15 protein-coding genes are annotated in these 13613 nt (G+C 67.1%); 8 read left to right on the top strand and 7 right to left on the bottom strand.

All coding sequences use genetic code 11. The annotated features are described in order from the left end of the window. Positions 1–9: 9 nt before the first annotated feature. From rpmJ to BHE97_RS12470, 8 genes are all read left to right on the top strand, one after another. Complete coding sequence (gene rpmJ, locus BHE97_RS12505) at positions 10–123, top strand: 50S ribosomal protein L36 (protein WP_087624379.1); 114 nt, start codon at positions 10–12, stop codon at positions 121–123. 175 nt (positions 124–298) lie between these two features. Beyond that, entirely contained in the window at positions 299–667 is a 369-nt protein-coding gene (gene rpsM / locus BHE97_RS12500) for a 30S ribosomal protein S13 (protein ID WP_087624378.1), read from the top strand. Between the two features lie 7 nt (positions 668–674). After that, positions 675–1076 (top strand): 30S ribosomal protein S11, encoded by a 402-nt coding sequence (gene rpsK / locus BHE97_RS12495; protein WP_087624377.1) that lies wholly within the window; start codon positions 675–677, stop codon positions 1074–1076. Between the two features lie 28 nt (positions 1077–1104). Next, positions 1105–1713, top strand: a complete 609-nt coding sequence (gene rpsD / locus BHE97_RS12490; protein WP_087624376.1) for a 30S ribosomal protein S4 — start codon at positions 1105–1107, stop codon at positions 1711–1713. A gap of 62 nt (positions 1714–1775) precedes the next feature. Next, complete coding sequence (locus BHE97_RS12485; protein WP_087624375.1) at positions 1776–2786, top strand: DNA-directed RNA polymerase subunit alpha; 1011 nt, start codon at positions 1776–1778, stop codon at positions 2784–2786. 42 nt (positions 2787–2828) lie between these two features. Beyond that, a complete protein-coding gene (gene rplQ / locus BHE97_RS12480) occupies positions 2829–3389 on the top strand; it encodes a 50S ribosomal protein L17 (protein WP_087624374.1) in 561 nt (186 codons plus the stop codon). A 128-nt stretch (positions 3390–3517) separates the two neighbouring features. After that, on the top strand, positions 3518–3778 hold the full coding sequence (locus BHE97_RS12475) for a hypothetical protein (protein WP_087624373.1): 261 nt from the start codon (positions 3518–3520) through the stop codon (positions 3776–3778). Further along, complete coding sequence (locus tag BHE97_RS12470) at positions 3765–4148, top strand: type II toxin-antitoxin system VapC family toxin (RefSeq protein WP_170931404.1); 384 nt, start codon at positions 3765–3767, stop codon at positions 4146–4148. The genes BHE97_RS12475 and BHE97_RS12470 overlap by 14 nt, the downstream gene beginning before the upstream one ends. Positions 4149–4513: 365 nt before the next feature. Here the strand turns inward: BHE97_RS12470 and BHE97_RS12465 are convergent, their stop codons facing one another. The 7 genes from BHE97_RS12465 to BHE97_RS12435 all read right to left on the bottom strand — a co-directional run. After that, positions 4514–6148 (bottom strand): AMP-binding protein, encoded by a 1635-nt coding sequence (locus BHE97_RS12465; RefSeq protein ID WP_087624371.1) that lies wholly within the window; start codon positions 6146–6148, stop codon positions 4514–4516. Between the two features lie 12 nt (positions 6149–6160). Then, complete coding sequence (locus tag BHE97_RS12460) at positions 6161–9343, bottom strand: carboxyl transferase domain-containing protein (RefSeq protein WP_087624524.1); 3183 nt, start codon at positions 9341–9343, stop codon at positions 6161–6163. A 101-nt stretch (positions 9344–9444) separates the two neighbouring features. After that, positions 9445–10104: a TetR/AcrR family transcriptional regulator gene (locus BHE97_RS12455; RefSeq protein ID WP_087624370.1), complete on the bottom strand. Its 660-nt coding sequence runs from the start codon at positions 10102–10104 to the stop codon at positions 9445–9447. Between the two features lie 36 nt (positions 10105–10140). Further along, entirely contained in the window at positions 10141–11040 is a 900-nt protein-coding gene (locus tag BHE97_RS12450) for an ATP-binding cassette domain-containing protein (protein ID WP_170931403.1), read from the bottom strand. Beyond that, complete coding sequence (locus BHE97_RS12445) at positions 11025–11972, bottom strand: ABC transporter ATP-binding protein (protein ID WP_170931402.1); 948 nt, start codon at positions 11970–11972, stop codon at positions 11025–11027. The genes BHE97_RS12450 and BHE97_RS12445 overlap by 16 nt, the downstream gene beginning before the upstream one ends. Before the next feature lie 5 nt (positions 11973–11977). Beyond that, on the bottom strand, positions 11978–12820 hold the full coding sequence (locus BHE97_RS12440; protein WP_170931401.1) for an ABC transporter permease: 843 nt from the start codon (positions 12818–12820) through the stop codon (positions 11978–11980). Between the two features lies 1 nt (position 12821). Then, positions 12822–13613, bottom strand: a 792-nt coding sequence (locus tag BHE97_RS12435; protein ID WP_087624366.1) for an ABC transporter permease, incomplete at its 5' end; no start/stop codon positions are given.

Raw genomic sequence — 13613 nt, 5'->3', positions numbered from 1 at the left:
GATTTCTCGATGAAGGTCAACCCGAGCGTGAAGAAGATCTGTGACAGCTGCAAGGTGATCCGTCGCCACGGCCGCGTCATGGTGATCTGCTCTAACCCGCGCCACAAGCAGCGCCAGGGCTGATCGCGGCTTCTTCACCGTGAATCACATCGTCTGACGGCTCGTCCGCCTCGTGCGGACGCCACCCCCGGCGCGAAGGCCGGGGCCCGGTTCCATGACGGCCACCTAGGGCCGCTGTGGGAGGCAACCGGGGCGCCACGGACGCCAACACCTTCGCTGATCGAAAGGAAATGCCACCATGGCACGCCTCATCGGAGTCGATCTCCCGCGCGAGAAGCGCATCGAGATCGCACTCACCTATATCTTCGGCGTCGGCCGCACGCGCGCCGCCGAGACCCTTGCCGCGACCGGCATCGACCCGAGCACTCGTGTCCACGAGCTGAACGACGACCAGCTCGTCGCGCTCCGTGACCACATCGAGACCAACTACCAGGTCGAGGGTGACCTCCGCCGCGAGATCACCGCCGACATCCGTCGCAAGATGGAGATCGGCAGCTACCAGGGTCGCCGCCACCGGGCCCACCTGCCCGTCCGTGGCCAGCGCACCAAGACCAATGCCCGCACGCGCAAGGGCCCCAAGCGCACCGTCGCCGGAAAGAAGAAGTGATCTGACGATGCCTCCCAAGAGCAATGCAGGCGCCAAGAAGGTGCGCCGCAAGGAGAAGAAGAACGTCGCGCAGGGCCAGGCGCATATCAAGAGCACGTTCAACAACACGCACGTGACGATCACCGACCCCAGCGGTCAGGTGATCTCCTGGGCCTCCGGCGGAACCGTCGGTTTCAAGGGCTCGCGCAAGTCGACGCCCTACGCCGCAGGCATGGCCGCCGAGGCCGCGGGCCGCCAGGCGATGGAGCACGGCATGAAGAAGATCGACGTCTTCGTGAAGGGCCCGGGTTCGGGCCGCGAGACGGCGATCCGGTCGCTCAGCGGCGTCGGCCTGGAGGTCGGCACCATCTCCGATGTGACCCCCACGCCGCACAACGGCTGCCGTCCGCCCAAGCACCGTCGTCTCTGACGCGTCGATTTTCTAGGAGTTTTCACCCATGGCCCGTTACACCGGACCTCTCACCAAGAAGTCGCGCCGCCTCGGCGTCGACCTCGTCGGTGGGGACAAGGCCTTCGAGCGCCGTCCGTACGCGCCCGGCCAGCACGGCCGAGCCCGCGTCAAGGAGTCGGAGTACCGCACCCAGCTGCAGGAGAAGCAGAAGGCGCGGTACACCTACGGCGTGCTGGAGAAGCAGTTCCGCAAGTACTACGAGCACGCTCACCGCAAGCCCGGCAAGACCGGTGACAACCTGCTCACGCTGCTCGAGACCCGCCTGGACAATGTCGTCTACCGTGCAGGCCTGGCCCGCACGCGGCGTCACGCCCGCCAGCTGGTGACCCACGGTCACTTCCTGGTCAACGGTGTCAAGACCAATATCCCCTCCTTCCAGGTCTCCCCGCACGACATCATCGACGTGCGTCCCAAGAGCCTGGAGATGACGCCCTTCATCGTGGCGCGCGAGACCCATGACCAGGACACCGTTCCCGGTTGGCTCGACGTCTCGCCGGAGCGCGGACGTATCCTCGTGCACCAGAAGCCGGTGCGTGAGCAGATCGTCGTCCCGATCCAGGAGCAGCTGATCGTCGAGTTCTACTCGAAGATCTGATCCATCCCCTTCCCTCGACCCGAGCCGTCAAATAGTGGGCGGTTCGGAAAGGAACAGTCACCATGCTGATCGCCCAGCGTCCCGTCCTGACCGAAGAGTCCGAAGGCGACTACCGTTCGCGGTTCGTCATCGAGCCCCTCGAGCCCGGATTCGGCTACACCCTCGGTAACTCGCTGCGTCGCACGCTGCTGAGCTCCATCCCGGGTGCGGCCGTCACCTCGATCAAGATCGACGGTGTCCTGCACGAGTTCTCGACGATCCCCGGAGTCACCGAGGATGTCACCGAGATCATCCTCAACCTGAAGAACCTCGTCGTCTCCTCGGAGAACGACGAGCCGGTGGTCATGTACCTGCGCGCCGAGGGTGCCGGCGATGTCACCGCCGCGGCCATCACGCCGCCGGCGGGTGTCGAGGTGCACAATCCTGACCTGCACGTCGCGACCCTCAACGACAAGGGCCGGCTCGAGATCGAGCTGGTCGTCGAGCGGGGCCGTGGCTACGTGTCGGCCGCGCAGAACAAGACCGGCGAGGAAGAGATCGGCCGCATGCCGGTCGACTCCATCTACAGCCCGGTCCTGAAGGTCACCTACAAGGTCGAGGCCACCCGAGTCGAGCAGCGCACCGACTTCGACAAGCTGATCATCGACGTCGAGACCAAGCAGTCCATTCTGCCGCGCGATGCGATCGCCTCGGCCGGATCGACCCTGGTCGAGCTCTTCGGCCTCGCCCGTGAGCTCAACGTCGAGGCGGAGGGCATCGACATCGGCCCGTCGCCGGTCGATGAGGCGATGGCCGCTGACCTGGCCCTGCCGATCGAGGATCTGGACTTCACGGTTCGCTCGTACAACTGCCTGAAGCGCGAGGGCATCCACACCGTGGGTGAGCTCGTCGGACGCAGCGAGCAGGATCTGCTGGACATCCGCAACTTCGGCTCCAAGTCGATCGACGAGGTCAAGGCCAAGCTGGCCGAGATGGGCCTGTCCCTCAAGGACAGCCCCGCCGGCTTCGACCCCAGCGCGGTCATCGACAGCTACGACGACGATGCGAGCTTCGCCGAGGACGAGCAGTACTGATCTGCCCGCCGCGCGCTGATTCTTTGAAACGGAGAACTGACAATGCCCACCCCCACCAAGGGAGCCCGTCTCGGCGGTAGCCCCTCGCACCAGCGTCTGATCCTCGCCAATCTGGCGCAGTCGCTGTTCGAGCACGGCAAGATCACGACGACGGAGGCCAAGGCTCGCCGCCTGCGTCCGTATGCCGAGCAGCTCATCACCAAGGCCAAGACCGATTCGCTGGCCAACCGCCGCCAGGTGCTCAAGGTCATCCGCGACAAGGGTGTCGTGCACACCCTCTTCACGGAGATCGGCCCGGCGATGGAGAACCGTCCCGGCGGTTACACGCGGATCACGAAGATCGGTCCGCGCAAGGGCGACAACGCCCCCATGGCCGTGATCGAGATCGTGGAGGGCGGCTTCGCGCCGACCTCGAAGGCCGAGAAGTCCGCCCCGAAGGCCGAGGCCGCTCCGGCTCCGGCCGAGAAGGCACCGGCCGAGGAGACACCGGCCGAGGAGACCGCCGCTGCCGAGGAGGCGCCGGTGTCCGGCGAGGCCGAGGAGACCTCGGACGTCGAGGCCCCGGTCGAGGACACCGAGGAGTCCACCGACGACAAGGCCTGAGCCGTCTGAAGGAATGGCCCGGAACCCGAGAGGGTTCCGGGCCATTCGTCATGGTGGGCCCCTCTCTTCGGTGTCCCGCTGCGCGAACGATAGTGGACCATCTTAGTCCACTGGACTAAGATGGTCCTATGAGCATCACGGTCAACATCCACGAGGCCAAGACGCAGATGTCGCGGCTCGCGCGTGCCGTCGAGGCCGGGGAGACGGTCATCGTGGCCCGCGCCGGCACGCCGATCATGGAGTGGCGGTCGGTGCGCCCCCGGGCCCCGCTGTTCGGCTCGATCCCCGGCTTCGGCGGGCCGAATTGGGAAGAGGCTTTCACTGAGGAAGCCGATGCCGAGATCCGCGCCATGTTCGACGAGGATCTCGGGCTCGATGATCCTGCTTGATACGCACGCTCTGTTGTGGGCGTTGCGGGGTGAAGAGCGGCTCGGGTCTAGTGCGGCGGAGCTCATCGCCACCCGTCACCCCGCCCACTACTCGTCGATCAGCGTCATGGAGATGACGATCAAGACGATGCGGGGTCGCTTGGAGATCCCTCGCGACGTGTGCTCGATCCTGGACGATGTCGGGCTTCGGCAGCTCCCCTGGGTCGGTGAGCACGCCGAGGCGATGGGAGAGTTCCCCGAACTCATCGGACACGACCCCTTCGACCGTGCCCTGCTGGCGCAGGCGGCCGCCGAACAGCTGGCCTTCCTCACCGCCGACCGGCGGCTGCTCTCGCTCGGGCGGCCGTGGATCCTCGACGCCACCCGCTGAGTCTCACGAGCGGCAGGTCCCGTCGTATCAGCACGCACAGAGGTGGTATCCGCCGCGTAGGTGAAGCCGGCGCTCGAAACAGGGTGCGAGTGCCGACATGGCCCATGATCAGATCGTCTTTCTCTCCGCGGTTGTCGACGGGATGGCCCTCGACCGCCCCGGCCACGAGGCGCCCGTCGCCGAAGAGGAGACGGGCCCCTGTGCTGCTTTGCGGGTGGTGCCCGGCCCTGGGCGGTAGGCCATCAACCTTTCCGTCACGTTGGCGGTAGCTGGTCAACCTATCCGGGGCTGAATGGGGTTGACGGACTGCCGCCCGGCTGCCGGGGTCAGCAGAGCTTGGCCGCTCCCCGGATGAGGGCGACTGCTCAGCGATTGAGGGCGGCGGCCTCCTCGGCGAGCTCGTGCTTCCGCACCTTGCCGGTGGCGGTCATGGGCAGAGCGCCGACGACCTTGACGAGCGGGACCTTGTAGGTCGCCATGTTCTCGCGGCTCCAGGAAACCAGTTCCTCGGCCGTCACCGTCGCCCCCTCAGCGGGCAGGACGAAGGCCACGGGCCGCTGACCGGATTCCGGATCATCGGTTGGGACCACGGCCACCGACTCCACCAGCGGATGCTGAGCGAGCAGCACCTCGATCTCTGCGGGGAACACGCTCATGCCCTTGACCTTGATCATCTCCTTGCGACGACCGAGGTAGTGCAGCAGGCCCTGCTCGTCGATGCGGCCGTTGTCGCCTGTGTGGATCCAACCGTCGACGAGCTGGTCGGCCGTCGCCTCGGGGTTGCGCCAGTAGCCGTCGGTCACCGAGGGACTGCGGACGATGATCTCGCCGACCTCACCCAGCGGCAGAGGCGTCTGGGTGCCGAATTCGACGACCGCGATATCGGTACCCGGCACCGGCAGGCCGCAGAACACGGGCTCGGCCAGAAGATCCTCGTCATCGGTCGCGAAGCCATAGGGCACGCAGTCGATCGTGTGCGTCTCGGTCATGCCATAGGACGACTCGCGCAGCGTCCCGCTCGTCGGCGCCGCGGCGGCCCAGTCGGCGCGCACCTGCGGCGTCATCTTGCGGACGAAGGAGACGGCCTGGGGATCCACCAGCGACGACAGATCGCGCTCACCGATATCGGGACGTGCCATCAGCTCCAGGTAGTTCTCCACCGTGCCGGTCATGACGCTGACGCCGAACTCCTCGATCGCATCGAGCACGGTCGCGGCATCCCAGCGGGCCAACAGCACGCTCGTGCCGCCCAGCACGAAGGGGAGCAGGATCCCGAGGTCCTCGCCGGCGATCCAGAAGATCGGCAGATAGCACAGGCTGGTGAAACCGGGATCGGCGGAGAGCTGGGTCGCCGTGGCCGCGGATGCCGCGGTGTAGAGCATGTGTCGCTGGGTGTGCTGGCAGCCCTTCGGCAGGCCGGTCGTGCCCCCGGTGTAGTTGAGCGCGGCGAGGGCATCGAGGTCGCCGTCGTCTCCCGCGAAGGGCTCGTGGGTGACGGCCTCGGCCCAACCCTCCTCGATGGTCAGCACGGGAACCCGCTGCTGGAGACGTCCCTGCACCTGCTCCACGGTGTCGGCCAGCGCACGACTCGTGACGATCAGGATGGGCTCCGCGTCGCGCAGCTCGTGTGTCAGCTCAGCGGGTGCGAACATGGGGTTGACCGGCACATGCACGGCGCCCAGCCGCAGGATGGCCAGGAAGGCGATGACGAACTGCGGGCTGTTGCCGAGATAGACCGCGACCCGATCGCCTCGCGAGATCCCCTGCTCGGCCATCCAGCCGGCGAGCCGTCGGTGGAGGTCGTCGAGCTCGGGGTAGGTGTAGCCGGTGCCGTCGAAGGTCAGCGCCGTGGTCTCGGGTCGCTCGACTGCCCAGTGGCTCACATGCGCGGGGATGGTGATCTCGCCGGCCGGGTAGATCACGTGGTCGGGTATCCCGGCGGGTCGTCGTCGTGCCTGCAGTGCTCGCAGGTTGTCGATGTAGGCGTCCAAGGTGGTCATGGGGTTCCTCTCTTACCAGGTGTCGACGTAGCGACCGCCGGGGATGGTGCCGGGCACCCAATCGCCGATGACCGCCGTGATCCAGCGACGGGTGTCGAGAGGGTCGATGACCTCGTCGAACTCGTGCTTCATGGCGCCGTTGATGGCCTTGCCGGTCTCATAGTGGGCGTCCAGCAGCTCGTTGTAGCGGCGCTCCTTGGCCTCGGGATCGGCGATGCCGTCCAGTTCTTTGGCGAAGCCGAGCCGGACTGCTCCCTCGAGTCCCATGCCCCCGATCTCGCCGGTGGGCCAGGCGATGGTGGCCGCGGTCCGGGCGAAGCTGCCCGCAGCCATGGCCTGCGCGCCGAGGCCGTACGCCTTGCGAAGGATGACGGTGATCATCGGCACGCGCAGGTGGGCACCGATCACGAACAGGCGGCCGAAGTGGCGGACCGTAGCTGTCTCCTCCGAGTCGGGTCCGACCATGAACCCTGGGGTGTCGCATAGCGAGACCACCGGCAGGCCGTGGGCATCGCAGAGCTGCAGGAAACGGGCCATCTTGTCGGCGGCGTCGGCATCGATCGCGCCACCGAGGTGGACCGGGTTGTTCGCCACGAGGCCCATCGGTCGACCCTCGACGCGGACCAGCGCGGTGATCGCCCCGATGCCGAAGTCACGGCGCAGCTCCAGGACGGAGTCGTCATCGGCCAGGATCGAGATGAGCTCGCGCTGGTCGTACACCTGCTTGCGGTTCTCACCGACGACGTGGCGCAGGCGACGCTGATCGGTGGCGGTCCACTCGGCGGTTTCTCCGCTGAAATAGGAGAGATAGCGTTGTGCGGTCTCGATGGCCTCGGCATCGTCCTCCACGAGGACGTCGACGACGCCGTTCGGGGCCTGGACGCTCATCGGGCCGATGTCCTCGGGGCGGTAGTTCCCGAGCCCGCCCCCTTCGATCATCGCCGGTCCGGCCATGCCCACATTGGCATCGGCGGTGGCGATGATGACATCGCAGCTGCCGAGGAGTGCCGCATTGCCGGCGAAGCATCGTCCGGTGAGGATGCCGACACTCGGCACGACGCCGCTCAGGGAACCCATCATGGCGAAGGTCTGGACGTTGAGCCCGGCCGCGAGGGTCAGCTCGGTGTCGGTGTCCCCGGGACGACCGCCACCGCCCTCGGCGAAGAACACCACGGGGATGCGCTTGTCCTTGGCGATCCCGAGCAACCGGTCGGTCTTCTTGTGGTTGAAGTAGCCCTGTGTTCCAGCGAGAACCGTGTAGTCATAGGCGAGCACGCCGATCTGCTGGCCGTTCACGCGGCCTAGGCCGGTGAGGATGCCGTCGGCGGGGGTGTTCACGACGAGATCATCGAGTGAACGGCGTGACCGCTGCGCTGCTACGGGGAAGGAGCCGTATTCGACGAAGGAGTCCCCGTCGAGCAGCTGATCGATCCATTCGCGCGCCATGAGGTGACCATGGGCGTGACGCTTGGCCACCGCCTCGGGGCGCGCGTCGTCGAGCGTGAGGCGTTTGCGCTCCTGGAGCTCGGCGAGATCGGGGCGCACGTAGTCGAGGTCGACACCAGCGCCGGTGTCGTCATTCTCCACGTGCTCGTGGGCGGGTGAAAGGATCGCGAGAACCTCGCCGGGTGCCACCTGATCGCCGACCTTCACGAGCAGTTCGGTCAGCACCGACGGCGTGGTGGGCCGCACCGGGTGTTCCATCTTCATCGCCTCGAGGGTGATGGCGGCAGTCCGGGTCCCGATGACATCGCCGGGTGCGGCGCCGATCGCCACGACCGTCCCGGGGAGCGGCGAGATGAGATGTGTGTCGCCCCCGGCGGGTGCCTGCGCCTCGGCCTCGCGGGCGAGCCACGCGTCCAGGTGGGCGGTGGTCACGCTGCCGGCGAGGACTTGCGGGTCGGTCAGCAGTCGGCGCAGCAACGGTGTATTGGTCTCGATACCCCGGATCGTCAGGTGGTCCACGGCCGTGAGCGCGTCGGCGCAGGCCTCGCGCCAGGAGCCCTCGGTGCGGGTGATGACCTTCGCGAGGAGGGAGTCGAAGGTGCCGTCGACGACCGTTCCCTCCCGCAGATAGGTGTCCACGCGGATGCCTTCGGGCCATGCGAGCTCGGTCACGGTTCCGGTGGTCGCCACGCTCGCCCCGGCGTGGATGCGCTCGGCGTTGACGCGCGACTGGATGGCGAACACGCCGGCCGCCGGAAGCCGGTCCTCGGCCAGGCCGAGCTCGACGAGCGTCGTGCCGGTGGCCACGCGCAGCTGGGCGGCGACCAGATCCACGCCGACCACTTCCTCCGTCACAGTGTGCTCGACCTGGACGCGGGGATTGACCTCGATGAACGCCAGATCGAGTCCTGAGCCGTCCGCGGAGCCGAGGCTGGCCGTGGACACCAGGAACTCGACCGTTGCCAGGCCGCGGTAGCCGAGCGGTGCGATGAGTCGGCGTGCGTGGTCGCTGAGCAGGGCGCGCTCCGCGTCGTTGAGGCTCGGGCTAGGGGCGAACTCCAGGATCTTCTGGTGACGGCGCTGGACGCTGCATTCGCGTTCGCCGAGGATGCTCACGGCCCCGGTGCCATCGCCCAGCACCTGGATCTCGATGTGCTTCGCATCGGTCATCAGTCGCTCGGCGTACACGGTGTCGCCACCGAAGGCGCGCCGCGCCTCCGAGCGGCAGGACTCGTAGGCCTCGGCGAGGTCCTCGGCGCGGTAGACCTCGCGCATGCCGCGCCCACCGCCGCCGGAGGTCGCCTTGATCATGATGCCGTCGCGGTAGGTGGAGAAGAGCTCGGTGACGTCCTCGAGCGTGGCGGACGCTCCGGTAGCAGCCATGACGGGCAGGCCCAGGGAGACGGCGTGATCTCGTGCGGTGCCTTTGTCGCCGAAGAGGCTGAGGATGGAGGGCGACGGGCCGACGAAGATGAGACCGGCGCTCTCGCAGGCGCGTGCCAACTCGGGGCTCTCACTGAGGAATCCGTAGCCGGGATGCAGCGCATCGCAGCCGGTCGCGATGGCCGTGTCGATGATGCCTTCCACGTCGAGATAGGCGGTGATGCCGTGGCCCGGCAGCTCCGCAGAGCCAGGTGTCTGCGGTGCTTCACCCCGGGCATGGACCGGCTGGGCCGCCCAGCCCAGCTCGTCGAGCGCGCGGCCGATGCGTGCGGCGATCTCGCCTCGGTTAGCGATCAGGACTCTCATCGAGCTGCCTCCATAGACCAGTAGTGGGATCATCATAACAATGACATTGACGTTAATGTCAACGAAATGTGCGGCCATCCCCGGAAGACCAGGGGAGTGCTCTAGTTCTGGCGTTGCTGCGACACGGTGTCCGCCCGCATCGTGGCGAGCTGCGGGCGGTCCGTGACGGCGGCCCACACTTGCATCATGTGATCGATGGCCGTCTCCCGGTCGATCTCCCCGAAGACGACCAGGGCGGCGTACCGCTCGTTCATGCTCGACCCCATCATGGCCAGTGCGTGCGGCTCGACCGAGAGCTCGAGCACGCCCTTGTCCACTTGCCCCTCGAGGTACCGCGTCGTGCGCTGGATGCCCCTGGTGCGTATCGACGTGCACAGAGCCCGGATCTCGGGATCGGAGAGCGCCTGGTGATCCAGGATCGAGATCAGCGCGATGTGATCGATCGCGAGTTGGAAGGTCGACTCCACGGTGACGGTGAGCACCGCGTCGACGTCATCGGGATCGAGGTCGTTGAAGCGCTGAGCATCGCGGAAGGCATCGCGGACCTCCTCGGCGATGACCGAGAAGACATCCTCCTTGGATGCGAAGTAGACGTAGAAGGTCGGGCGGCTGACCCCGGCCTCCTTGGTGATGTCGGAGACCGTCGCCGGACCATAGCCCTTGCGTTCGAAGACCGTGCGGGCAGCGTCCACCAGCTGGCGGCGGCGCCATGTTCCTTCGCGATCCTTCTCGTCACGGATCGACCACGTATTTCCCGACACAGCCTCATCCTATTCGTGTTGGCCGACTGGGTGTGCTCATATGCGGGCGACGTGGCCCTCGCCCAGGTCCGTGAAGGGCGTGTCATCACCGGGGTCGTCCACCTCGCCCTCGCGGACCTCGCCCGCGGTGCCGCGATCGTGGTAGCCGGCGAGGGGGTCGCCGATCGAGTCCACGAGGCGCCGAGTGTACGGATGGCGAGGATCGGCGACGAGTTGCACCGTCGGACCCGACTCGACCACGATGCCGCGCCGCATGACATAGAGGTAGTCGGTGAGGTGGAAGATCGCGCTGAGATCGTGCGAGACCACCACATAGGTCACCCCGGAGTCGGTGGCCTTCCTCTTCAAGAGATTGAGGATGGCCCCGCGCACGGAGATATCGAGGGCCGTGACCGGCTCGTCCAGGAGCACGACCTCGGGCCCACAGCCGAGGGCGCGGGCGATGGCGACGCGCTGCTTCTGGCCGCCGCTCAGCTCATGCGGGTACCGCGAGATGAAGCCAGCGGGAAGGTCGACGGAGCGCAGCAGAGTCTCCCCGTGATCCACCCGTTCGCTCGAGCTGAGGGACTGGCGCGTGGCGAGAGGCTCGGTGATGATCGAGCCGATGCGCTGGCGCGGGTTGAAGGACCCCGAGGGATCTTGGAAGACGGCCTGGACCCGGGAACGGTACTGCTTCATCCCCGCCCCGCCGAGACTGTTGAGGTCCACGCCCTCGAAGCGGACGGACCCGGAGGTCGGACGGTCGAGGGCGAGCAGCAGTTTCAGCAGCGTCGACTTGCCGCTGCCGGACTCGCCGGCGATACCGACCGAGCGCCCGCGCAGCACGCTGACATCGACCCCGGCCAGAGCCGGCACCGGCTTCTTCTTGCCGAAGACGCGTTCGACATCGACCGCCGACAGCAGTTCATCGGTGGGTGCGTTTACGGATTCCAACACCAGAAGGTCCTTCCGTGGTCGTCGGTCTGAGCTGGGGGGAACTCCTGTGAACAGATGTCACTGGCTCGGTGGCACCGTTCACGGAAGGGGCAACCACTGGACACGGGTACGTACTCGCCTGCGATCGTCGGCAGATCGTGACCGCGCGAATCCGGGTCGAGGGTGGGGATCGAGTTCATCAGCGCACGCGTGTACGGGCTGGCCGGCTCCGCGAGGACCACGCTCGCCGGTCCTCGCTCGAGCGCACGGCCGCCGTACATGACGACGATATGATCGGCGACGGCCTCGACGACCGCCATGTCGTGGCTGACCAGCACCAGCGCATTGCCGGTGGCCCGGGTCTCGTCGATGAGCAGGCGCAGCATGCGTCCCTGGAGCGAGACATCGAGGGCCGTCGTCGGCTCGTCGGCCAGCACCACATCGGGCTCGCCGGTGTAGGCGATGGCTGCGCAGACGCGCTGGCGCATGCCGCCGCTGAGCTCATGCGGATAGGCGCGCAGGATGGCATCGGGGTCGGTGAAGCCCAGCGACGAGAGGCGCTTGCGGGCCCAGTCGCTGGCGGCCTCGCGGCCTCCGCTGTTGTGCTTCTGCCAGGCCTCGCGGAGTTGGAAGCCGATCGTACGCACCGGGTTCAATGCTGCGAGCGAGTCCTGGAAGATCATTCCGACGGTGTTGCCGCGCTGCGAGCGCCAGGCCCGCTCGTCGAATCCGGCGACATCGGTGCCCGCCAGATCGATGACCCCTGATTCGATCTCGAGGCCTTCGCCGAGGAGTCCGATGATCGCGAGGCACGCCGTCGACTTGCCGCTGCCGGACTCACCGACGATGGCGAGGATCTCACCCGGCTCGACCTCGAAGCTGAGGTCGTCGACGATGCGCCGCCGCGAGGAGGATGCGGTGACGACGAGATTCTTCACGGAGAGAACAGTCACGGTGGTCACGCTCCCGCGGGGGTGTCGACGGTTCGGTTGGAGGTGGTGTGGCGGGGATCGAGCCGGTCGCGCAGCGCGTCACCCACCAACGTCACACAGAGCACGACCAGGGTGAGCATGGCGCCGGGGAACACGACCAGCCACCAGGATTCGAGGTACTGGGTGCCCCCAGCGAGCATGTTGCCCCAGTCGGCACGGGGTGCCTGCACGCCGAGTCCCAGGAAGGACATGGCCGCCGAGTAGATGACGGCCACGCCGAGATTCAGCGTGCCGACGACCACGACGACGGTCGAGACATTCGGCACGACATGGCGCCGGGCGATGGTGAACTGACTGAGACCGGCGACCCGCGCGAGGGCGACGAAGTCCGAGGACGACACCCGCATGACATCCGCGCGAACCACCCGGGCGATCTGCGGCCACGTCACGAGGGGGATCGCGACCATCGCACTCTTGACGCCGGGACCCATGCTGGCGGCGAGCAGCACCGCGAGGGCGATCGGCGGCACGGAGAGCTGGATATCGGCGATACGCATGATGACCATGTCGGCACCGCGCCCGAGGAAGCCCGCGGCGAGGCCAGCGATGACGCCCACGATGAGCGCGGCCGTGGTGCTGACGAAGGCGATCAGCAGGATCGGCCGACCTCCGTAGATGAGCCGGGAGAGCACATCGCGACCGAGCTCGTCGGTGCCGAGCAGATGGCCGGCGGTGAACGGAGGAAGCAGTCCCGCCGTGAGGTCCTGCTGATTCGGCGGGCTGGGGGTGAGCAGGGGAGCGGCGACCGTCATCACGAGCACGAGGATCAGCACTGCGCCCGCGATCACGCCGCTCTTGTGGTTCTTCATGTCAGGCCTCCGCCTTCCGGAGTCGCGGGTCGACGATGCGGTAGAGCAGATCCACCGTCGTGTTAATGAGTACATAAGCCAGCGCGAACACCACGGTGATGCCCTGGACCAGGGGAAAGTCGCGTTGTCGGACGGCATCGACCATGGTCGAGCCGATACCTGGCCAGGCGAAGATGACCTCGACCACGATGGCGCTGCTGAGCAGATTCGCGAGGGCGAGACCTGCCATGGTCAGCACCGGTAGCAGGGTGTTGGGGAAGACATGGGCCAGCGCGAGCTTGGCGCCGTAGACCCCCTTGGCCCGAGCGAGCCGGATGTGGTCCTGGGAGAGGATGTCCAAGGCCACGCCGCGCGTGATCTTGAACAGGATGGCTCCCTGCAGGCCTGCCAGCGCCACGGCCGGAAGGACATAGGACGAGATATCCGACCGCCCGCTGGGCGGGAAGATCGGGATCGTCACGGAGAACAGCAGGATCAGCACCGGAGCCATCCAGAAGGTCGGGATGGCATTGCCGAGCATGCTGCCGGACACGAGGAGCCGGTCGACCGCCTTGTTGTGGCGGAAGGCCGCGAGCAGTCCGGCGGGCACCGCGATCAGCAGGGCGATCGCCAACGCCATGAGCGTGAGGCTGAGGGTCGCCCAGACGCGTTCGCCGATGATGCTGGTGACATCGATGCGGAGCCAGTAGGAGGTCCCGAAGTCGCCGCGGACGACATCCCCGAGATAGGTCAGGTACTGCTGGAACACCGGCCGGTCAAGGCCGAGCTCGGTGCGGACCTGGTCGACCTGCTC

The sequence above is a fragment of the Aeromicrobium sp. PE09-221 genome (assembly GCF_002174305.1).
Classification (GTDB): domain Bacteria; phylum Actinomycetota; class Actinomycetes; order Propionibacteriales; family Nocardioidaceae; genus Aeromicrobium.
This window is presented reverse-complemented; position numbering and strand designations above follow the sequence as displayed.

Bases quoted from the DNA above. Each gene is read 5' to 3' on its own strand.
- rplQ (WP_087624374.1), top strand. From the start codon at position 2,829: ATGCCCACCCCCACCAAGGGAGCCCGTCTCGGCGGTAGCCCCTCGCAC.
- BHE97_RS12485 (WP_087624375.1), top strand. From the start codon at position 1,776: ATGCTGATCGCCCAGCGTCCCGTCCTGACCGAAGAGTCCGAAGGCGAC.
- BHE97_RS12440 (WP_170931401.1), bottom strand. From the start codon at position 12,820: ATGAAGAACCACAAGAGCGGCGTGATCGCGGGCGCAGTGCTGATCCTC.
- BHE97_RS12465 (WP_087624371.1), bottom strand. From the start codon at position 6,148: ATGACCACCTTGGACGCCTACATCGACAACCTGCGAGCACTGCAGGCA.
- BHE97_RS12460 (WP_087624524.1), bottom strand. From the start codon at position 9,343: ATGAGAGTCCTGATCGCTAACCGAGGCGAGATCGCCGCACGCATCGGC.
- rpsM (WP_087624378.1), top strand. From the start codon at position 299: ATGGCACGCCTCATCGGAGTCGATCTCCCGCGCGAGAAGCGCATCGAG.
- rpsD (WP_087624376.1), top strand. From the start codon at position 1,105: ATGGCCCGTTACACCGGACCTCTCACCAAGAAGTCGCGCCGCCTCGGC.
- rpmJ (WP_087624379.1), top strand. From the start codon at position 10: ATGAAGGTCAACCCGAGCGTGAAGAAGATCTGTGACAGCTGCAAGGTG.
- BHE97_RS12475 (WP_087624373.1), top strand. From the start codon at position 3,518: ATGAGCATCACGGTCAACATCCACGAGGCCAAGACGCAGATGTCGCGG.
- BHE97_RS12470 (WP_170931404.1), top strand. From the start codon at position 3,765: ATGATCCTGCTTGATACGCACGCTCTGTTGTGGGCGTTGCGGGGTGAA.
- rpsK (WP_087624377.1), top strand. From the start codon at position 675: ATGCCTCCCAAGAGCAATGCAGGCGCCAAGAAGGTGCGCCGCAAGGAG.